The following is a 20,451-nucleotide window of genomic DNA, read 5'->3' on the forward strand; positions in this document are numbered from 1 at the left end:
GGCCCCCGCGCGCCGGCTAGTCCTCCGCTGGCTTGGGTGCCCCCTTGGCGGCCGTCTTCTTCCGGCTTCCCCCGGAAACCGCGCGTACCATGCGCGCCTTGCGGCCGGAGGTGAGGGTGGGGGTACCGCCCTCCTGGGGGATGGGGCCGGCGTTGGGCGTGCCCTCGACGGGCTTGGTGGGGCGGGGCTTGATGCGGCGCGGGGGCAGGAGATCCGGCTCGCCGGGCACCTTCTGGGCGAGGAAGATGGCGGCATCCAGCTTGGTGAAGTTGCGCGTGCGGTACCAGGTGAGCGCGGATTCGTTGTTCTCCGCGACTTCCAGCACCAGGTGGGTGCAGCCCCGGGTGCGCGCCAGGTGTTGGAGCTGCTCGAGGATGAAGCTGCCCACGCCCCGGCCCTGGTAGTCCGGATGCACGGCGAGCTCCTCGACGAAGAGCGGCCGCATGCCCCGCTTCTCGAACCAGCGCGGGTTGACCCAGTTGTCGTCTCCCGAGGCCTCGAAGGCGCACTCGGAGTAACCCACGATCTCCCCACCCACCTCGTAGACGAGCTGTTCGATCCACTCGGAGGAGTACACCTCGAGGAAGCGGCGCTTGGAGCGGGGCCGTTGGTATTCCACGGTCTCCCGGTTGACGTCCCGGAAGACGAGCTTGAGGAACTCCCAGGCCCGGTTGAGGTCGCGGCGGTGGATGCGGCGCACGCGGACTTCCAGGGGCCCCTTGTGGGAGGGAGCGGGCGATTTCGTCTCGGCCATGTTCCGAGTCCTAGCCGACTCGCCGCGGCGATGCGCGAACAACCGTATGAGAGGGCAGGCGAGGGCGTACGGCCGTCCGGGGAGGGGGCTTTTCCGGACGTGGGCATCCGGTATCCTTGAGGACGCGGCCACCCTGGCCCGCCAAGAAAGGAGTCTCATGCCCAGGCGTCGTACGCCTCCGGTTCGGAGCGTCCGTCCGGACTCCATGTCGAGCACGAGGGTGAACGGATGACGTTCAAGCAGAAGGCGTCCGTCCTGCCCATGGTGGCCACGCTGTTCCTCCTGCTCATCCTGGCGATCGTGGCGGTGGTGGGGCGGAACGTGTACCGGCTGAACGCGCGCATCATCCAGGGCTACTCGCCCGCGATCGCCTCGATGCGGCAGTTCGACTCGCTGGCGTCCCTGTTGCGCTGGCACCTGCGCGACCAGTCGCCCGAGGGAGACGCGGCGCGCCGGACGGCGATGTTGCAGCTGGCGGGGGAGTTCCAGCGGGAGCTGGCGCGCGTCCAGGACAATCCGGTGATGGAGCCGGGACGGTTGCGGATGATGCGCGAGGCCTTCGACGCGTTCTGGGATGCGTCCCAGCGCGCCGGGCCCGGGAACATGGCACTGGTGATGGAGCGCCACGCGGCGCTGGTCCAGGTGTTGCGCGGCGCGGGGGATTGGGCCCAGGCGGGGCTGGAGCGGTCGCTGGAGGAGGTGAGCCTGTTGCACCGCTGGCGCCAGGGCTGGGTGCTCAGCCTGGGGCTGCTGTGCGTGCTGGTGCTGGGGGGGTTGTCGGTCTGGCTGGCGCGCGGGGTGGTGGGGCCGCTCACGCGCCTGACGGCGGTGACCACGCGCATCGCGACCGAGGGGGATCTGTCCCAGCGCATCGACGTGAACTCGCAGGACGAGCTCGGCGAGCTGGCGCGGGGCATCGAGGCGCTGGTGACGCGGCTGCGCACGGTGCCGGTGACGCTGCGGGGCACGGTGGACGAGCTGACGTGGGCGGCCGGGCGGCTCACCGAGGCAAGCCAGCGGCAGGTGACGTTCCTGGGCCACCTGTCCAACTCGCTGGCCGAGGTGGAGGAGATGACGCGGCAGATCGCCCAGACGGCGAGTCAGGCGGCGGGGCGGGCCGAGGTGGTGTTGAAGGTGGCGGGGCAGGCGGATCAGTTCAGCGCCCTGGGGCGGGGCTCCATCGAGACCAGCGCGCGGGGGTTGCAGCAGCTGAGCACGCGCGTGGAGGAGATGATGCGCAGCGTGGCCAGCCTGTCGGAGCAGGCGGCGCGCGCGGGGGAGATCATCGGCAGTGTGCGCGACCTGGCGGACCAGTCGAACGTGCTGGCGCTCAACGCCTCCATCGAGGCGGCGCGCGCGGGCGAGGAGGGGCGGGGCTTCGCGGTGGTGGCGCGCGAGATGCGGGCGCTCAGTGGCCAGTCGCTGCAGAGCACCCAGCGCATCGGGAAGATCTTGCTGGAGATCAACCAGGCCATCCGCAACGCGGTGTCGATCGCGGAGCAGGACAGCCAGCAGGTGGAGGAGGGCATCTCCCAGGTGATGACGTCGGCGGACCGGTTGAGGGAAATCACCACGGTGGTGAACGAGAGTGGCAAGGCGGCCCGGCAGATCGTCGCGTCGGTGAAGCAGCAGAACGTGGGCCTCGAGCAGCTCCACCAGGTGATCGCCACGTTGACGGACCGGATGAGCGCGGTGTCCGAGTCGACGCGGGACGCGAAGGAGGCGGTGGGCCAGGTGAACCAGTCCCTGGACAAGCTCAAGCAGGTGGCGGCCCGCTTCCACGACTGAGCGGGCCCTCGACCTCGTCTACCGCGCGCCCCTCATGACCGGGACCGGTGGGGGCCTCGACGGCTGGCCCCCCTCCCGATCCCCGCTTCCGGCCGCTCCTGAGGCCCAAGCGGCTCAGCGCTTGAAGATGCCCTTGAGCTTGTCCTTCGCTTTCTCCTCGGCCTTCTTGCGCGCGGCCTCCGCTTCCTGGCGGGCCTTCTCCTCCAGCTCCTGCTTGCGCTTCTCCGCCTCGGCGCGCGCGGCCTCCTTCGCCGCGTCCGTGCCGCCGGTGATGATCTGCCCCACCTGCTTGCCCTTGTCGCCGAGCAGGCTCGTGGCCGCGCCCGCCGCCGCCAGCTTCGCCAGGGTGGTGACGGCCGGCATCACGTCCAGCCCCGTCACCTCGGGGCTCCACGCCTTGCCCGTGAGCTTCATCGTCACCGGCAGGGCCTCGGGGGGCGTCACCTTGCCGAGCGTCAGCTTCTGCACCAGCGGCGGCTGGAGGTTCACCGAGCCCGCCAGGTCCAGCGTGCCATCCAGCCGGATGCCGCCATCGAAGCTCATCGCCGCCTCGGGCCGCGTCCAGGTGATGGGCTTGGACAGCTGTGCCACGCCGTTGGCGATCTTCACGCCGAAGGGCAGCTGCTCGGCGAGCTGCGTCACGCCCTCGCTGCTCAGCGCCTTGCCCGCGAAGGGCAGCGCCTTGACGAGCGGTCCCGACACCACCGCGGGCAGGTCCGCGCCGAAGAACACTCCGCCCGCGAGGTTGCCCTCGATGGCGCCCGCGAGCCGCTCCTTGAGGCTCTCGGTCTCGTAGCCCACGCCCTGCAGGTTCATCTGGCCGTCGAACTTGCCGCCCAGCACCTTCTTGGGCACGCGCGAGGAGAGCGCCTCGGCCATGTCCATGCCCTTCACCTCCGCCTTCAGCTCGAAGGGCCGCTCCGCCGCCGGAGGCCCCATTCGCACCGAGCTGCCGCTCGCCGACACCGTGCCGCCATACACCCCCGTGGTGAAGCGCTCCACGGTGATGAGGTCATCCTTCATCTTCACGTCCACGAGCATGTTGGAGAAGTCCATGTCGCTCATCCGCAGCGCGCCGATCTCCAGGTGCACGTCGCCGCTCATGCCCTTGAAGCGCTGGGGATCCGACGGGGGTTCCCCGGTGGGCTTCTTGTCGCCCTCGGGGGCCGGCTCGTCCTCCACCATCAGCTCGTCCGCGTTGAGGCGCGGGCTCTTCATGGACAGGGCGAACGTCGTCGTCTGCTTCGCGCCCTCACCCGCCATCGCCACCGACGCCTTGCCCGTCATGGTGGCGTCGAGCAGCGCCACGTTGAGCCGGCTCAGGTCCACCTTGAGGGGCGACTTGCCGCTCTCGGGCTGGTAGGTGCCCGCGGTGTCCACGGTGAAGGTCTGCCCCGGGCGCTTGTTGAGCAGGCCACCCGGACGCATGTCCACGCCCCCGAGGTCCGTCTTCGCCTCGAAGCGCAGCGCGCCTCCGCTGGCCGCGGCGCCCGACACCCGGGCCGTCAGCCGCATGGTGCCACCCTTCTCCTTGGAGAGCTGCTCGGGGATGCGCAGCCGCACCGGCGTCAGGTCCACGTCCACGTTCAGCGCCTGCTCCTGCTGCGTCCCCTCCGCCTTCACCACCAGGCCCACGGGGCCCGCCACCTGGTTGGCCAGCGACTTGCGCAGTGGCGGGTAGTACTCGGCGAGCAGCTCGGGATCGAGGTTCTCTCCCACCAGCTCGAAGTCCTTCATGGACGGCGTCTCCGAGAGCAGGCCCTTCACCTCGCCCTTGCCGGTGAGGCGCGCCGGGCCGAGCTCCAGCAGCAGCTTCTTGAGGGAGAGGTCTCCGGCCTTCATGTCGCCCGACACGTCGGTGTCCACCACCACGTCGAGCGCCTTGCCGCCCTCGGCGCCCGCGAAGCGCAGGCCCCGGGCCTGGAGCCCGCCCTGGAGCGACGTGGGGCCGTTGCCTCCGGGCACCGCCGCGCCCAGCTCCGCCTTCCAGTCCGCGCGCAGCGAGCCCGCCTGGAGTCCCACCTCGGGGCCGAGGAAGGGTCCCAGCGGGGTGAGATCGATGGGCTCGGACTGGATGACCAGCCGCTCGGGCACGGGGATGAGCGAGGGGGGCAGCGGCGCCGCGTTCAGGGTGACGTGGAAGTTCTGCTTGTCGGCGAGCACCGCGGCGTGGAGCACCACCTCCAGGGGCTTGCCCGCGCGCAGATCCTTCACCTCCACGTCGAGATCGTTGATGGCCAGCTCGCGCGGCTGCGCGCCCGTCCGGTCGATGAGGCGCAGGGTGGCGTCGGTGAGCGCCGCCCGGTCCACCCGCACGGCGGACAGGTCCGTGGGCGTGTCGTCGGCGGGCTCCTCGGCCGGGGGCTGCTCGGCGAGCTTGTCCTGCACGCGCGAGACGTTGGTGGTGCCGTCCGGCAGTTGCACGTAGTTGAGGGTGAGGCCGGACACCTCGGCGTTCTTCACCTGGATGTCCTTGCCCCCCGAGGTGAGCGCGGGCCAGAGCGCCACCGCCACCTCCAGGCGCTTCATCTCCAGGAGGGGCACGGGCTCGCCCTCGGCGGCGCCCACCACGACGTTCTCCACCTCGGCGCCCACGGAGGGCAGCAGGCGGGTGGACACGTCACCAATCTCGATGGGCCGGCCGAGCTGCTTCGCGTAGGTGGCGGCCTCGGTGCGGGCGCGCTCGAGCAGGTAGGCGTCGAGCCTCCACAGGGCGATGGCTCCGGCCACCACGAGCAACAGGACGACGCCGCCCAGGATGTAGGGCCAGCGCTTCTTCTTCAGCGGTTGTTGCGACATCACTCGGTTCCTCCTCCCGCGAGCGGGAATCGGGGGGATGCTCGAAGCTCCAGCGGGCGAGCAGGGGACGCCTTAGCCCAGGAGGGCCGCGCCCGCACGTGTCGCATGCACCGGGACGGGGCCGGGAACGGGGAAGATGACATACACCCCCCGACGGGCCCGGCCCGGAAACATGCATGGCGCGGCGGGGGGGGCCGCCCGCCCGGCTGTCCAGTGGACGGGACAGCCACAGCGAGGGGACTTCCCCTCGGGAACCATCCACCTCACCTTGAAGGCGGGTGGATGTGTGCAGCCCTCGAGGCGGATATGGCCAACAAGCGCAAGGAAGCAAAGGCAGCGTCGGCGCCCCAGCGCCCGGCGGTCAAGCGTCGGCGTCAGGCGCCCGCGGGGCGTATCGCCCGGCGGAGAGAGCCGGCGGATACGCTAGCGCCCGCCCTGGCCCTGGACGAGCACTCGGTGCAGGTGCGCGAGCAGATCGAAGCGGCGCTCTTCGAGGCCCTGCGCATGCGCGAGGACATCGAGCAGCGCATCGAGCTGGGACTGCACGAGGAGGCGCCCCGCCGTGTCCTTCCAGTCCGGACGGGTGTCATGTCCTCGACGAGAACGGGGAGCCCGGGACGCGCCCGGGCCCAGAAGTAGACGCTCAGGGAGCGCCCTGGCCCGAGCGGATGTGGTGGAGCGCGGCCTCGAGCTGCGCGGTGTAGTCCACGCCCGAGTCGTCGTCGATGAAGCGATGGCCGGGCACCCGGAAGTACGAGGAGCGGGTGTAGGCGTCCTGCAGGAAGCGGAGCTGCTGCTCGGGGTCCAGCTCCCGCCAGCCCCGGCCCTCGCGGAGGGCCTGGCGCCAGTCGGCCTTCTTCGCGAACCAGCGTGCGCCCAAGGTCTGGCAGGTGTAGTCGGTGCCGCCATGCTGGTATTGCCAGACCCGGGTGAGCTCGCGCACGAGCAGGTGGAGGGGCCACTGCACCGCGCCCGTGGACGAGAGGGGCTCCTGCGAGGGCACATACAGCGTGTAGCCGAGGACGAAGGGGCGGCGCGGGAGCGCGAGCAGGCCCAGGCGCCCGGTCTTGATGCACACCCGCCCGTAGTCGATGCTGCCGCCGAACACCTTGCGCAGCTCCAGGAGTTGCCGCGCGCCGAGGGGACAGCCCGGCGTCTCCAGGCCGAGCCGCGTCTGCACGCCGCTGAGCAGCCGTCCGCCCACGCTCAGCGGGGCATCGAGCGCGAGCCGTAGCAGGCTCACCATGCCCCGTTTCAAGCGCGCGCCGCCGAGGAGGAGGTGGCCCCGGGCGAGGGCACCCAGTCCGAGCCCGAAGCTGCGCAGGGCCTCGCCGGAGTTCTTCAGGGCACCGATGCCCGCGCTCACCACTCCCTGTCGCAGCAGGGCGCCGAGTCCCTCGTTGGGCGCGGTGGGGCGGCGCGTGGCGCGGTGCGGTGGGGCGAGGTGTTGCCGGGGGGAATCACCCCGGTCGGCCGGGGAGTCGGCGGGAGTCTCGGGGCGGGGGACGAGGGTGAGACGGGCAGCGGGGCGGGCACGCATGGCACCTCCAGGGAAGCGAGCAACCCAGGCCCCGTACGATTGCCCTCCCTGTCACGGGTGGACACCCGCCCCGGGGTTCGGGATGCATGCCCACCCGTCAACAGCCGCCCCCGCTCAGCGTCGCGCCATGAGGCTCTAATCCTCTGGGTCATCCACGTAATCAAGTGCGATTTCGGCCTGTTCCCGGTAGAGGGGGACGACCTCAACAGCCAGTACTGCCTCCAGCATCTCTCGCGCTCCGACCACATCACCTGCTTTCTTGCGGCGGGCGGAATCAACGAGCGCTCGGGATAGCCGTCGGCTTCCCTCGAAAATCCGGCGGCGCATCTCTCGTATGAGTGTTTCCGCTCCGGAGGAGGTGAGCAATGCACGTTCCGCGTCGTCATCGCTGATAGCGACATCCCGCGCCACTCTCCGGCAGAGGTCGCGCACTTCGGCGTTTGGTTCTATCGCCTCTTTCCGCTCGAGCCTGGCATACAACCCAAGAACCCTGTCCCAATCGTGGGGCTCACCCATTCCTGACTCACCTTGTTTTTTGCCAGCACATCTGAAAGGGCCATTGGTGCTGTCCCTCGCACCACCGGAAGCAGTCATAGCAGTTACCGACCCAGCGCGGTTTCTTCTGATCTCTGCACTGAACGAAGAGGTCACGGCAGTGCTCCCGCCATCCCTCGTCGGGGTCGTCCACCCCTTCCCCCGCTCCCTCCTGTAGAGCGTTCTCGACCACTACCCCGACCCCTATCACCACCCCGGCCCCTATCGCCTCCTCTATGTCCGCGGCAGTGGCACCGCACGCTCCTACTGGGTCGTAGGGATGCTTTTGAATGCAGCAGGTCATGGTGTTGTTTCCACAGTCGCTCAGTCCCACGGCGGCAGTTCCGGCTGAGCAACCCGATGCGAGCACGCTTTCCAGCACAGCCACACCGACGAGGCTCAGGGCGTAGTTCCGATGTTTCATGCCCGCGACGCTAGGGAAGTCATACAGGGAGTGCCAACATGGGACAGGTTCGGCAGGGGCTGTTCGTCTTCCCCGTCCACCACTGACGACCGAGACACTCCGCTAGAAGTCCCCGGCGGCCGGTTCACCACCGGTGCGCGTCCCGTGTCGTGGCGGATGTCGCTACGCGCGCCAGAGGAAGCCCGGATTGATGGTTTTCGTCACGCATCAATCCGGGCCAGGTGCTCGAAACGACTGGGGATGCACTTCGTCTCCCCCTCCCAATGGAAGAAGGAGGAGACGCGGCTCAGAAGGCGGTGCCGTTGGCGCGCTTGCCCGGGGACGAGGAGGTGCTGGCCACGCTCGTGTGCAGCGCGTACGAGGTGCCGGTGACGTCCGGGTTTCGGTTGAAGGACACGCCATCCGTGCCAGAGAGGGCGGAGCCGTAGGTGACGGTGTCCGCGGTCGTGCCCGCCGAGGTCTTGAGCGTCACGGTGTCGCCGCTGTTGCTCAGGTTGAGCTGGGCGGTGGAGGCGCCCACGGCGTTGGTGAGACCCGAGGGGATGCCCGCGGCGGCGCCGAACACGACGATGGCCTTGCCCGCGGCGAGGCTCGTGCCGCTGGCGAAGGTGTGGCGCGTGCCGGTTGCGTCCGAGAGCGTCCAGCCGGAGAGGTCCGCCGCGGCGGTGCCGGTGTTGACCAGCTCGATGAACTCGCCGTTCACGTCCGAGCCGGCCTCGTTGGCGAGCACCTCGTTGATGATGACCTGGGCGGAGCCACCTCCGCCTCCGGACGAGGTGAGGGTGAAGGCCGCGTCGCTCGAGTCGGTGAGGGCGGAGTTCGCGGCATCGCTCACGCGCACGCGGGCGGTGGTGGTGGCGGTGGTGGGCACCGTCCAGGAGTAGCTGCCCGCGGAGGCCGGGGTGCTGGAGGTGAGAGTCGTCCAGGTGGAGCCGTTGAGCGTGTACTCCAGCTTCACGTTCGTCACGCCCGAGGCCGACCAGGTGATGGCGTACGTGTTGCCCGTCGTCCAGCTCTCACCGCCGTTGGGCGAGAGCACGGTGACGCCCGCGGTGGTGGTGTCCGAAGGCACGAGGAAGTCCTTGATGATGGCCATGTGCTGCATGTTGGTGGCGCCGCTGTCGGCGCTCTGCGCCGGGGAGATCTCCGACAGGGGCGAGTACACGCGCGTGTCCACCACGAGGCCCGCGCTGAAGGAACTCGCGCCGATGACGGTGGACGTCTGGTAGGTGCGCAGGGCGCTGTTCACCAGCACGTGGTCATACGGCTTGGCGCGGCTGGCGTTGGTGTTGACGTTGCCATTCTTGTCCGCCGGGTAGGGGCTCGCGGTGGAGACCACGGGGGAGAAGGTGGAGAAGCACGGCTCGCTGCGGGTATCGGTGTTGAAGTCGCCACCGATGGCGAGGAAGTCCCCCGAGGGCACGTTGGCCTGGATGAACTTCACGAGGTTGGTTGCCTCGGTGTTGCGCGTGGCGCTGTCCGCGGTGAGCAGGTGCACGCTCACCACCCAGAGATCCTTGGGGCCGGGGATGTCGATGCGCGCCCAGGCGAAGTCGCGGTTGCTCACCTGGGTGTCATCCCACTCGCCCGAGGCGATGATGGGGTAGCGGCTGATGACGCCGTTGGGGATCTGCGCGCCCGCCTCGCGGTAGTAATAGAAGCTCGAGCCGAAGGCGGTGTTGACGAAGGAGCGGATGGCGGTGGCGGAGTTGTCGCCGTAGTTGAACTCCTGGATCATCACCACGTCGGGCTTGGTGCCCTGGAAGATGCGGATGCCCTCGCCCGGGTCGTAGCTCTGGTTGTTGCCGCTGGAGATGTTGGCGGCCATCAACCGCACCCGGGTGGTGCCGGCCAGCTCCGCCTCCTGGATGCTCGTGGTGCTCGCCTCCGTTTCCTCCTGGGGTGCGGCTCCGCACGCCATCAGGGTGAAGGCCAGGGCGTTGGAGAGCCAACGGCGGTCGAGAGGCGTGTACCAGGAAGAGGTTCTTGTCATGCGCACGAGGGAATCCCTGCTCCGGCGTCCGGAAGCGGTGAGGGGAAACGGAGCGCGAGTGGCTCCGCTCTCAGATTATCGCCGCCTGAGAAAGAGTTGTTGTGTTACGGTTTATTAACGAGGGTGCTGTAAGTACCCGGAGCCTGAGTGCGGCCACAATGGGTTGGAAGTGCACCGTCAGTGTCAGGCGGTTAGATGCGCGCCTTCCTTCCACGAGGTTTCGCTTCCATGCGCGTGCTCTTCTCGTCCCTCTCCGGAACTGGTCATTTCCATCCGCTGGTGCCCACGGCGCGGGCGCTCCAGAAAGCCGGTCACGAAGTGGCCTTCGCCGTGCCCGCGCCATTCCAGCCGGTGGTGGAGGCCAATGGGTTTGGCTCCTTCGCGGCGGGCGTCGGCTTCGAGGCGGTAGTGGGGACGGATCCCCGGGAGATCCAGAAACGGCAGGAGGCGGCGATGAGGGCGGGTGCCTCCGAGCGGCTGGAGATGATGACGCGCATGTTCGTCGACGGCTTCGCGCGCCGGAAGCTGCCGGACCTGTTGGCTCTCTGTGAGCGCTGGCGGCCGGAGCTGATCGTCCGCGAGTCCATGGATCTCGCGGGGGCCCTGGTGGGCGAGAAGCTGGGGATTCCGCATGCCTCCATCCAGGTGGGAGGCGGTTCGATTGGCGGGGCGGATCAGCCGCTCTTCGTCCAGCGCATGGAGGCGGTGCGCGTGGAGTTCGGCCTGAAGCCGGATCCGGAGCTGCGCGAGCCCTTCCGCCACCTGCACCTGTCGTTCATGCCCGCGTCCTACTTCGAGCCCCGGCTGCCGCCGACGACGCGCTACCTGAAGCTGGAGGTGTTCGACCAGTCCGGCTCCGAGGGGCTGCCCGGGTGGGTGTCCTCACTGAGTGGCCGGCCGGTGGTGTACGCGACGCTGGGCACGGCGTTCAACAAGCTGGTCCACCTGCTGGGCACCATCGCCGAGGGGCTCCGGGAGGAGCCGGTGGAGCTCATCATCACGGTGGGGAGGGATTTGGATCCGGCGGTGCTCGGGCCGCAGCCGGCGCACGTGCACGTGGAGCGCTACATTCCCCAGTCGCTCCTGCTGCCGCGGTGTGACCTGGCCATCATGCACGGGGGCTACAACAGCGTGATGAGCGCGCTGTACGCGGGGCTGCCGGGCATCATCATGCCGATCGCGGCGGATCAGCCGATCAACGCCCAGGCGTGCGCGCGGATTGGCCTGGCGCGGGTGGTGCTGCCGGACACGCTCACGCCGCAGCTCATCCGCCAGCAGGTGCGGGAAATGCTCGCGGACGGCGCGTACCGCGAGCGTGCGCGGCGCTTGCAGGCCGAGGCCCTGGCCCTGCCGGGGCTGGAGCACGGCGTGGCCCTGCTGGAGCGGCTGGCCCGGGAGAAGACCTTGCCCGCTGGGAGCTGACGGACACTTTCTGTCGCGCGGCTGGACTTGATTTTACTTCTTGGGGGGGGATTGCTTCTTGGTACCTTGGGCTTGCTCGGTTCTTCGGGCCTTTACCAGGAGACGATATTGGTAAAAAATTTATCGGGGTGGCGCGCGGTATTGTATGTCAATTTTTTCTTTGCAACGGCTGCTTCTGCTGCACCCCTGCTCATTACTTCTGTTGAAGTGGATGCGCCGGCAGGCAAGCTCTACGTTTATGGAGAGAACTTTGGGACGTCGGGAGCAGTGGTTCGCTTCGCCGGTCTGCCCGTTTCGGTCATCACTCCTCAGTACGACTCGTCCATGATCGTGGCGGTGCCGTTCAGTCTACTTAGGACGCCCGGTACCTACCTGCTCAGCGTTTCGTCCGGTGCGGCTCCAGAGCAGAACTCGGCCATTGGGGTTACGGTTGGTGCTCAAGGTCCCAAGGGGGAAACGGGAGCTACTGGACCCAAGGGCGATCCAGGTTCGAAAGGAGATACCGGTCCGCAGGGTCCGCCTGGGGCGAGTGGTCCCGTCGGCCCACAAGGCGAGAAAGGCTTGAAAGGAGATACCGGTCCGCAGGGTCCGCCTGGGGCGAGTGGTCCCGTCGGCCCACAGGGTCCAATTGGGCCCAAGGCAATCGTCCAATGTGGAATTGTGTCAGGCCTCGCTACGGGCCCTGGGTCAAGTTCTATCGCGACTTGTCCGGCGGGCCAGATTACAATGGGCGGGTCTTGCAAGCAGGCTGGGGCATTGTCTTCGTCTGTGTCGTCAGTGCTGACGGCCAGTACCTATAGTTGCAGGCTCTCGAATGACGCTCCAGCAAGTTCTGGCACAGTTTCCTCTATTGCCATGTGTTGTTCTATTCAATAGTTGGTTTTGAGGTGGACGTGGACCTGATGACGTGTGTTGTCAGTCATTAAGTGGTTGTTCCGCCCCTGCCTGAGAGTCCGTCGAGGAAGGCGGACTCTTTGCCCATCGACCCCGAGGTTTCAAGCCTGTGCGTTGAAGATGGCGACGGCGCGCGTGAAGCCCGCCGAGCCATTCTTGATCTTGTAGGGGAAGCAGGAGACCGTGTAGCCGAAGGGCGGCAACTGGTCGAGGTTCGTGAGCTTCTCCATCTGGCCATAGCCGATGTCGCGGCCGGCCTTGTGGCCTTCCCAGATGATCGACGCGTCGCCCGTCTTCGCGAACCGCTCCCGCGTGTATTTGAACGGTGCGTCCCAGCTCCAGGCGTCCGTGCCCACCACGCGCACGCCTCTCTCCAGCAGGTAGAGGGTCGCCTCGCGGCCCATGCCGCACCCCGCCTCCAGATAGCCGGGTTTGCCGTAGAGCACGGCCGCGGAGGTGTTCACGAGCACGATGTCCAGGGGCTGGAGCGTGTAGCCGATGCGCTTCAGCTCCGCCTCGACCTCCGCGGCCGTGACCACATGCCCGTTGGGCTTGTCGCGGAAGTCGAGCTTCACGCCCGGACGGAAGCACCAGTCGAGTGGCAGCGCCTCGATGCCGTAGGCCGGCTTGCCGCCATCCGTCGTCGAGGCGTAGTGCCAGGGCGCGTCCATGTGCGTGCCGTTGTGCGCGGTGAGCTTCATCCGCTCGCCCGCCCAGCCCTCTTTCTCCGGCAGGTGGTCGGGGTTGAGGCCCGGGAACATCGTGGCCATTTCCTTCGCACCCTCCGCATGATCCGAATACTCGATGTGCGGCAGGAGCGTGGGCGGGTCCGTGTACTCACTGTTCTCGAGCGTGACGGAGAGATCGACGAAGCGCAGCCCCTGGGGGTTCATGTCCTGGCCTTTCCGGCGGATGGCCCACTTCCGAGCCATGTTCGGCCTGGAGGATCCCGCACCTGGGGCTCGCGAGGGAACGCGCTTCTCGCGATACGAGGCATCGGCGGCACCGATGGATGGCATCGATACAACCGACTTCCCGGGCTCCGGGCGGCGGTCTATTCAACTCCGTCATGAAACTGGGAACGCTCAAGAATGGAACCCGGGACGGGATGCTGGTCGTCGTCTCGCGCGACCTGCGCCGGGCGGTGCACGCTCGTTCCATCGTGTCGACGATGCAGGACGCCATCGAGAACTGGGCCCAGGTCGAGTCCGCCCTGCGGGAACTCTATGACGCGCTGAACGCGGAGCGCGCGCCCAAGGCGTTCGACTTCGACCCGGTGGCCGCGGCGGCGCCCCTGCCTCGGGCCTACCAGTGGTGCGATGGCTCGGCCTTCCTGAACCATGGCCGGCTCATGGAGAAGGCCTTCGGCATTCCTCCCGTCCCGGACTTCGAGACCGTCCCCTTGATGTACCAGGGCGCGGCGGATGACTTCCTCGGGTCTCGGGACGATGTCCCGCTTCCGAGCGAGGCCCACGGCATCGACTTCGAGGGCGAGTTCGCCATCATGGTGGACGACGTGCCCATGGGGTGCACGGCCGAACGGGCCGCGAGTCACATCAAGCTGTTGCTCCAGGTGAATGACGTCAGCCTCCGCGCCTTCACCCCCATCGAGATGAAGAAGGGCTTCGGCTTCCTCCAGGCCAAGCCCTCGTCCAGCTTCGCGCCCGTCGCCGTCACGCCCGATGAGCTCGGTGGTGCCTGGAAGGAGGGACGCGTGCACCTGCCACTGCGCGTGCGTTGGAACGGCGCGTGGTTCGGGCACCCGAATGGCGGGGAGATGAACTTCAGCTTCCACCAGCTCATCGCGCATGCGGCGGCGACGCGCCGGCTGGGCGCGGGGACAGTGATTGGTTCGGGGACGGTCTCCAACGCCGACTCCAGCGTGGGCTCCGCCTGCATCGCCGAGCGCCGGGCCCTGGAGATGATCGCGCACGGCAAGCCGGTCTCCAGCTTCATGCGTTTCGGGGACACCGTGCACATGGAGGTCCTCGACGCCGACGGCCACGGTGTCTTTGGCGCGATCGACCAGAAGATGGTCTCCGCCACGCCCTGAGAACCTGCGGGGCTCAGGTGCCCGGGTTGGATTTCTGCTCGGCCACACATGTCTGGAACAGCTCGCGCATCCAGCGCACCCCGGGGTCGTCCTCGAAGTAGCGGCTCCACTGGAGCATCTCGACCAGGGGTGGGAATTCGATCGGCAGCGGCAGGATGCGCAGCGGCAGCAGTCGCGCATGGAGCCGGGCCAGCCGGGAATGCATTGTCGCAACCAGGTTCGTGCCGACGAGCAGGTGGGGCACGGTACAGAAACTGGGGACCGTCACCTCGATCCGGCGCTCGTGCCCGAACCGCGCCAGGAAGCCCTGTTCGGCGGACGGCGCCTGTTTGCTGAGCGTGACGCCAATATGTCCCAACTCCAGATACTGCTCGAGTGACAGGGTATCGCCAACCCGCGTGTTGCCCGTCCAGACGGCGCAGCAGTAGGTCTCCTCGAAGAGGGTTTCCTTGGGATGGAGCTCCTGGGTGTGCGTGTCGGGCGTGATGATGAAGTCGAGCTCTCCCCGTTGGAGGGCCTCGCCCATGGCCGTGCCCGGGGCCGTGAGCTCCAGCGAGATTCCCGGCGCCACGCGCTGGAGCCGGCGCACCACGTCCGCGAGCAACACCTCCGTGACGTAATCGGAGGTGACGATCCGGAACGTGCGCCGGGCCGACGCCGGGTCGAAGCTGGGCTTCGACTCGACCGCTGACTGGATGCGCAACAGGATGTCCCGGACACTGTGCGCGAGGCTCTCGGCCCGGGGGGTTGGAACCATCTGGCGTCCGACCTGCACCAGGAGCTCGTCTCCGAAGAACTCCCGCAGCCGCCCGAGCGCGCCGCTCATGGCGGATTGGCTCATGTGCAACCGGGTGGCCGCACGGGAGACATTCCGCTCCTCGAGCAGAACGTCGAGCGCCACCAGCAGGTTCAAGTCCAGGTTCTGGAACCTCATGGCGCCATCATGCATCGATGGGATCGATACATCGTATTGGGAAATACGACTTCCCCGATAGATCGGAGGTCCATAAGTAGAACGGAGGATCGCGGTGGAGCCGAGGAGCCCATGTTTCGATACTTCCCCAAGAACTATGTCTGGAACCTGTCGGTCGACCTGGCGATCGAGATGGGCGCGCGCATCGGGGAGATCGAGGAGATGTGCGCGCCGCTGCTCGCCGCTTCGGAGCAGCCGGATGCCGAGGGCACGCGGGCGTTCATGCGGAGCTGGGTCGCGATGGGCGACAAGCTGCGCGCGCTGGCGGAGGACGACGAGCGCGCCGGCCGGCTGATCTCCGCGGGCGACAAGCTGCAGCGCGCCTCGATGTACTACCTCACCGCCGAGCGCATGCAGGGCCATGGCAATCCCGAGCGCGCGCCGCTGTACGCCCGCGTGCTGGAGACCTTCAGCAAGGGCCTGGCGCTGTCGCATGCCAACTGCGAGCGGGTGGAGATCCCATATGAAGGCAAGCACCTCGCGGGCCTCTATGTCCGCGCCGAGGGTGTGAGTGGCCGCCAGCCCATCCTGGTGCAGGTGAACGGCTTGGACAGCACGAAGGAGATGAAATACTTCGTGGGCCTGCCGCGCTGGCTGGCGCAGCGGGGAGTGGCGTCGCTGGTGATCGATCAGCCCGGCACCGGCGAGGCGCTGCGCCTGCACGACTTGAAGGCGGTGTACGACAGCGAGCGCTGGGCCAGCAAGGTCGTCGACTGGTTGGAGACCCGCGAGGACATCGACGCCCGGCGTATTGGTCTCGAGGGTGTATCGCTCGGTGGCTACTACTGCCCGCGGGCGGTGGCCTTCGAGCCGCGGTTCGCGATGGGCGTGGTCTGGGGTGCGAACCACGACTGGCGCGACGTGCAGAAGAAGCGGCTGCAGAAGGAAGGCAGCTTCCCGGTGCCTCACTACTGGGAGCACGTGCGCTGGGTCTGGGGCGCGAGGGACATGGACGACTTCATGCGCATCGCCGAGAACGTGCACCTCGACGGCATCCTCGAGCGCATCCGGGTGCCCTTCCTGGTGACGCACGGCGAGAAGGACTCGCAAATCCCGCTCAAGTGGGCCGAGCGCACCTACGAACAACTCATCAACAGCCCGAAGCGGGAGCTCAAGGTGTTCACCGCGCGGGAAGGCGGTGTGCAGCACAGCAGTTTCGACAACAGCGCCAACGCTGGCGCCTTCATCGCCGACTGGGTCGCCGAGACCCTGGGCGGTCGCACGGCCTGAGCCCCTCCCTCGGAAAGGAATCCCTCCATGAACATCATCGGACCCGACGCCCTCGTCTTTGGCGTGGATGACGTGGCCGCCTGTAGCCAGTACCTGCTCGACTACGGCCTGCGCGGCGTGGACGTGAACGAGCAGGGTGGCCGCTTCGAGGCGCTCGACGGCACGTACATCGTCATCAAGCACCACGCGGACCCCACGCTGCCGCCCGCCCTGGGCACCGCCAGCCAGCTGCGCGAGACCGTCTACGGCGTGGCCGACAGCGCCACCCTGGACGCCATCGCCGCCGAGCTCGGGCGGGACCGCGAGGTGCGCCGCGATGCCCATGGCCGCCTGCACACGGTGGATGACCTGGGCTTCGCGCTGGCCTTCCAGGTGACGGTGCGCCGGCCGCTGACGCTGGCGGGTGAAACCGTCAACGCACCCGGTGCCGCCGCTCAGCGCCCGGTGAACGCGCTCGGGGTGGATCCTTCTCGGGAGGTGCGGCCACGAACCTTGTCGCACGTGGTGTATTTCGTACCCGACGCCGTCAAGGCCGAGGCCTTCTACGTCAAGCGGCTCGGCTTCATCTGCACGGATCGCTTCACCGGCGTGGGCCCGTTCCTGCGCCCGGCCGGTACGGCCGACCACCACACGCTGTTCATGATCCAGACCCCGCCGCAGATGAAGGGCATCGAGCACTTCACCTTCCACCTCGGCGGCCCGACCGAGATGATGCTGGCCGGCACCCGCTTCGTCGAGAAGGGCTACCAGTCGTTCTGGGGTCCGGGCCGGCACCGCTTCGGCTCCAACTGGTTCTGGTACTTCAACAGCCCGCTCGGCTGCCATGTGGAGTACGACGCCGACATGGACCAGCACGACGAGCGCTGGGTCGCGCGTGAAGTGCCGATGAGCGCGGACGCCTCGCAGTTGTTCCTGTTCCAGCACCGGGCCAAATGGGCTCCCGTGGGCCCGCCGCCGGCTGGCGCACCTGGCAAACACTGACACGTCTGGCCATGGAGCGCGTGGTCTTCCTGTGCCGGCTCGACGAGCTGCCCGATGGGCAGTCGCGGGGCTTCGATCCGCTGCGGTCTGGCCAGGACTCCGTGCTGGTGGTGCGCCAGGGCCGCGAGCTGTACGCCTGGCGCGATGACTGCCCGCACCAGCCCGGTACGGCCATGGCCTGGCGCAAGGATGCCTATCTCAACCGCGACGGCAGCCGCATCGTCTGCCACGCCCACGGCGCGCGGTTCGACATCGCCACCGGCGTCTGCACGCTGGGGCCCTGCCTGGGGCAGGCGCTGACCCGCGTGCCCGTGTTGCTGGATTCCGACGACCACGTCCAGGTCGTGATCCAGACGCAACAAGCCTGAAGAGCCAAGGAGACAGCCAAGATGGCCCGAGTGAACAAGGTATTGATTGTCGGTGGTGGGATTGGCGGTTTGTCATTGGCCTCGGGTCTGCGCAACCGTGGCATCGAGGTCGAGCTCGTCGAGGTCAAGAAGGAGTGGACCGTCTACGGGGTGGGCATCATCCAGCAATGCAACGTCATCCGGGCCATGGCCCAGTTGGGGCTCGTCGACCGCTTCCTCGACGCGGGGTTCGCCTACGAGAATGTGGGGCTCTACTCGGCGGAGGGGGAGCTTCAGCGGATGCTGCCCGGGGTGCGCGCGGCGGGGCCGGAGTACCCGGCCAACCTGGGCATCTCCCGGCTGGCGCTCCACCAGGTGCTCAGCTCCACGGCCGCGGAGCGGGGCACCTCCATCCGCCTGGGCGTCACCGTCGAGCACCTCACGCAGGACCCCGGCGGCGTGGACGTCACCTTCACCGATGGCACGCGGGGCCGGTACGACCTCGTCGTGGGCGCCGATGGGCTCTTCTCCAAGGTGCGCACCCTGGTCCTTGGAAAGGAGTTGAAGCCGCGCTTCACGGGGCAAGCGGTCTTCCGTCACAACTTCCCGCGCCCGCCCGAGATCGACCATCTGGCGGCCTTCTATGGGAAGAAGAACAACGCCGGGCTCTGTCCGCTCTCCAAGGACCTGATGTACCTGTTCGTGACGTCCGCGGAGCCTGGCAACCCGTGGATGCCGGAGGACCGGCTCGCGGACCTCATGAGGGATCGCCTGAAGGAGTTCGGCGGGATCATCGGCCGGCTGCGGGACCAGATCACCGACCCGAAGCAGGTGGTCTACAAGCCCATGGAGGTCATCTTCGTCTCCGAGCCCTGGTACCGGGGCCGGGTGGTGCTGATGGGCGATGCGGCCCATGCGACGACGCCACACCTCGGGCAGGGAGCGGGCATGGCCGTGGAGGACGCGGTGGTGCTCTCGGAGCTGCTCGCGGAGGACGCTCCGGTGGAGGCGCTCCTGCCGCGCTTCATGCAGCGGCGCTATGAGCGCTGCAAGTTCATCGTGGAGAACTCGATCCAGGTGGGCGACTGGGAGATGCAGGGCGCGTCCCACGCCGACCGGACCGGCGTGGTGAAGAAGATGATGGAAGTCACGGCCCAGCCCATCTGAGGACGCCCGGGCTTGCCCGCTTCCCTGGGCGTACTGGCGCTTGTCGCCTCCGCCGATGTATCTGTGACGGGGAGATGGAGGGCGGGTCCACTGACCGACCAGGACCGGCCCAGTCCCTCTGAACGGAGTCCTGTATGAATGGCGGCGAGAAGACTGGATTGGAGGCCTCCGACGGTCTTCCCACACCGCGCCGGTACTGGGCGATCGCCGCCATCCTGCTCGCGATCACGATGGCCGTTCTGGATGGGGCGATCGCCAACGTGGCGCTGCCCGCCATCGCGAGGGACCTGAACGCCTCGCCCGCCGCGTCGATCTGGATCGTCAACGCGTACCAGCTCGCCATCGTCGTCTCGCTGCTCCCGTTCTCCTCGCTGGGAGACATCGTGGGCTACCGCCGGGTCTTCCAGGCCGGCCTCCTGGTGTTCACGGTGGCCTCGCTGGCCTGCGCGCTGTCGGGCTCCCTCGTGGGCTTGACGCTCGCACGAGTCCTCCAGGGCTTCGGCGCGGCCGCGCTCATGAGTGTCAATGCCGCCCTCATCCGCTTCACCTACCCGAATCGGCTGTTGGGCCGGGCCATTGGCATCAACGCCCTGGTGGTCGCGGTCTCCTCCGCGATGGGACCGACGCTCGCCTCGGCCATCCTGTCGGTCTCGGGGTGGCCCTGGCTCTTCGCCATCAACCTGCCGACGGGCCTTGTCGCGCTGCTCATCGCGTACCGGAGCCTGCCGCACACCCGGTGCTCGGGTCTCCCCTTCGATCTGACGAGCGCGCTGCTCAATGCCCTGACGTTCGGGCTGCTGCTCATTGGCGTCGAGACCCTGACGACCGGTGTGCTTCCCGCCGCCCTCCTGCTCGCCGGAGGGCTCGCCGCGGGGAGCGTGATGGTGCGGCGGCAGCTCTCACGGCCCGCGCCACTCGTGCCGGTGGACCTGTTGCGCATCCCCGTCATCGCCTTCTCCGTGGTGGCCTCCATCTGCTCCTTCTCGGCGCAGATGCTCGCCTTCGTCTCCTTGCCCTTCTACTTCCAGAACGTCCTGGGGCGCGGTCAGGTGGAGACGGGCCTGTTGATGACGCCCTGGCCGGTCGCGGTGGCCATCATGGCGCCCATCGCGGGGCGGCTGGCGGATCGCTTCTCGGCGGCTCTGTTGTGCGGGGTGGGGTCGGTCGTGATGGCGGCGGGGTTGACGCTGCTCGCGCTGTTGCCCGCGCATGTGGCGAGCGGCGCCATCGTCTGCTGCATGAGCCTCTGTGGCGTGGGCTTCGGGTTCTTCCAGTCGCCGAACAACCGCGCGATGCTCTCCTCGGCTCCGAAGGCGCGCAGTGGCGGCGCGGGCGGCATGCAGGCGACGGCCCGTCTCCTGGGGCAGACGTGCGGAGCCACCCTGGTCGCCGTGTGCTTCAGGGTGTTCGAGAGCCGTGGGCCCACCGTGGCGCTGGGGCTCGGTGCGTGTGTCACGGCCGTGTCGGCCGTGGTCAGCACCTTCCGGCACCATCGGCAGGTCGACGTCCAGGTGGTACCGTAGCGCCCGTCGTCCAGACGCTTCGTGTTTCA

The 20,451-nt window shown here is 68.1% G+C and carries 16 protein-coding genes; 9 read left to right on the plus strand and 7 right to left on the minus strand.

Annotation, left to right across the window (positions count from 1 at the left end):
* Positions 1-16 precede the first annotated feature (16 nt).
* A complete protein-coding gene (locus F0U63_RS01315) occupies positions 17-754 on the minus strand; it encodes a GNAT family N-acetyltransferase (protein WP_395842856.1) in 738 nt (245 codons plus the stop codon).
* Positions 755-982: 228 nt separating this feature from the next.
* On the opposite strand from F0U63_RS01315, the gene F0U63_RS01320 reads away from it, so the two are divergent.
* The gene (locus tag F0U63_RS01320) at positions 983-2,542 is read left to right on the plus strand and encodes a methyl-accepting chemotaxis protein (protein WP_395842858.1); all 1,560 of its coding nucleotides are present in this window, start codon (positions 983-985) and stop codon (positions 2,540-2,542) included.
* A 114-nt stretch (positions 2,543-2,656) separates the two neighbouring features.
* Here F0U63_RS01320 and F0U63_RS01325 read toward each other — a convergent pair whose 3' ends face one another.
* A complete protein-coding gene (locus F0U63_RS01325) occupies positions 2,657-5,341 on the minus strand; it encodes an AsmA family protein (protein WP_395842860.1) in 2,685 nt (894 codons plus the stop codon).
* Positions 5,342-5,623: 282 nt separating this feature from the next.
* Here F0U63_RS01325 and F0U63_RS01330 point away from each other — a divergent pair, with 282 nt between their 5' ends.
* Positions 5,624-5,980, plus strand: a complete 357-nt coding sequence (locus F0U63_RS01330) for a hypothetical protein (RefSeq protein ID WP_395842862.1) — start codon at positions 5,624-5,626, stop codon at positions 5,978-5,980.
* Between the two features lie 4 nt (positions 5,981-5,984).
* Here the strand turns inward: F0U63_RS01330 and F0U63_RS01335 are convergent, their stop codons facing one another.
* The 3 genes from F0U63_RS01335 to F0U63_RS01345 all read right to left on the minus strand — a co-directional run bounded on the left by F0U63_RS01335 (position 5,985) and on the right by F0U63_RS01345 (position 9,832).
* The gene (locus F0U63_RS01335) at positions 5,985-6,881 is read right to left on the minus strand and encodes a hypothetical protein (RefSeq protein ID WP_395842864.1); all 897 of its coding nucleotides are present in this window, start codon (positions 6,879-6,881) and stop codon (positions 5,985-5,987) included.
* A gap of 135 nt (positions 6,882-7,016) precedes the next feature.
* Positions 7,017-7,397, minus strand: a complete 381-nt coding sequence (locus F0U63_RS01340; protein ID WP_395842866.1) for a DUSAM domain-containing protein — start codon at positions 7,395-7,397, stop codon at positions 7,017-7,019.
* A 728-nt stretch (positions 7,398-8,125) separates the two neighbouring features.
* Positions 8,126-9,832, minus strand: a complete 1,707-nt coding sequence (locus F0U63_RS01345; protein WP_395842868.1) for a lamin tail domain-containing protein — start codon at positions 9,830-9,832, stop codon at positions 8,126-8,128.
* 228 nt (positions 9,833-10,060) lie between these two features.
* On the opposite strand from F0U63_RS01345, the gene F0U63_RS01350 reads away from it, so the two are divergent.
* Entirely contained in the window at positions 10,061-11,254 is a 1,194-nt protein-coding gene (locus tag F0U63_RS01350; RefSeq protein WP_395842870.1) for a glycosyltransferase, read from the plus strand.
* A gap of 995 nt (positions 11,255-12,249) precedes the next feature.
* Here F0U63_RS01350 and F0U63_RS01355 read toward each other — a convergent pair.
* Complete coding sequence (locus F0U63_RS01355) at positions 12,250-13,080, minus strand: cyclase family protein (RefSeq protein WP_395842872.1); 831 nt, start codon at positions 13,078-13,080, stop codon at positions 12,250-12,252.
* Positions 13,081-13,217: 137 nt separating this feature from the next.
* Between F0U63_RS01355 and F0U63_RS01360 the strand changes: the two genes are divergently transcribed.
* A complete protein-coding gene (locus F0U63_RS01360; protein ID WP_395842874.1) occupies positions 13,218-14,201 on the plus strand; it encodes a fumarylacetoacetate hydrolase family protein in 984 nt (327 codons plus the stop codon).
* A 13-nt stretch (positions 14,202-14,214) separates the two neighbouring features.
* Here F0U63_RS01360 and F0U63_RS01365 read toward each other — a convergent pair whose 3' ends face one another.
* Positions 14,215-15,135: a LysR family transcriptional regulator gene (locus F0U63_RS01365; RefSeq protein ID WP_395842876.1), complete on the minus strand. Its 921-nt coding sequence runs from the start codon at positions 15,133-15,135 to the stop codon at positions 14,215-14,217.
* Between the two features lie 111 nt (positions 15,136-15,246).
* Between F0U63_RS01365 and F0U63_RS01370 the strand changes: the two genes are divergently transcribed.
* From F0U63_RS01370 to F0U63_RS01390, 5 genes are all read left to right on the plus strand, one after another.
* Positions 15,247-16,404 (plus strand): alpha/beta hydrolase family protein, encoded by a 1,158-nt coding sequence (locus F0U63_RS01370; protein WP_395842878.1) that lies wholly within the window; start codon positions 15,247-15,249, stop codon positions 16,402-16,404.
* 27 nt (positions 16,405-16,431) lie between these two features.
* Entirely contained in the window at positions 16,432-17,385 is a 954-nt protein-coding gene (locus F0U63_RS01375) for a VOC family protein (protein ID WP_395842880.1), read from the plus strand.
* An 11-nt stretch (positions 17,386-17,396) separates the two neighbouring features.
* Positions 17,397-17,753, plus strand: coding sequence for a Rieske (2Fe-2S) protein (locus tag F0U63_RS01380; protein WP_395842882.1), 357 nt, complete (start codon positions 17,397-17,399; stop codon positions 17,751-17,753).
* Between the two features lie 21 nt (positions 17,754-17,774).
* Positions 17,775-18,899 carry an FAD-dependent oxidoreductase gene (locus F0U63_RS01385; RefSeq protein WP_395842884.1) on the plus strand — a complete coding sequence of 375 codons (1,125 nt, stop codon included), beginning with the start codon at positions 17,775-17,777 and terminating at the stop codon, positions 18,897-18,899.
* A gap of 134 nt (positions 18,900-19,033) precedes the next feature.
* Positions 19,034-20,422, plus strand: a complete 1,389-nt coding sequence (locus tag F0U63_RS01390) for an MFS transporter (RefSeq protein ID WP_395842886.1) — start codon at positions 19,034-19,036, stop codon at positions 20,420-20,422.
* Positions 20,423-20,451: the final 29 nt, after the last annotated feature.

The sequence above is a fragment of the Cystobacter fuscus genome (assembly GCF_044360685.1).
GTDB classification, from domain to species: Bacteria; Myxococcota; Myxococcia; order Myxococcales; family Myxococcaceae; genus Cystobacter; species Cystobacter fuscus_C.